At 37.4% G+C, this 358-nt stretch carries 2 pseudogenes; one reads left to right on the top strand and one right to left on the bottom strand.

Features of this window, described 5'->3' with window-relative positions:
- Window positions 1-89: pseudogene (locus NI455_RS15435) on the top strand (ketoglutarate semialdehyde dehydrogenase); the annotation flags it as partial.
- Window positions 90-197: 108 nt separating this feature from the next.
- Here NI455_RS15435 and NI455_RS15430 read toward each other — a convergent pair.
- Window positions 198-358: pseudogene (locus NI455_RS15430) on the bottom strand (IS5/IS1182 family transposase); the annotation flags it as partial.

Raw genomic sequence — 358 nt, 5'->3', positions numbered from 1 at the left:
AAAGTCTGTTGCCTGAAGCATTAAGAGATGAGAATCCACTGAACCTGCTGAGACTCGTCAATGGGGAAATGACTCAAAACAGAATTTAAAAATAAACACTAGAATATGGGTAATAACATATAAGTGTTTAAATCTATTTGATAGGGGCTTTGTTGCACAAAGATTTGAAATGCAAAGCGCCCCTAATTGAGCCAAATTTAAGGCATAACTTGGGTAAGTGATCGACCTAATTCCGTAAATCTGTTGAGGACTGTTACACGTGCATGAATCTCATTCACTTGGCTATCAAAACTCCTTGCACTGAGTTTATCTCCTAATAATTTGATGCAATGCATCTTAGTTTCAACCAAACTTCGCC

The organism is Acinetobacter lwoffii (assembly GCF_024129435.1).
GTDB lineage: Bacteria > Pseudomonadota > Gammaproteobacteria > Pseudomonadales > Moraxellaceae > Acinetobacter > Acinetobacter lwoffii_F.
Note: the sequence above shows the minus strand (reverse complement) of the source record. Positions and strands in the feature narration are given on the sequence as shown.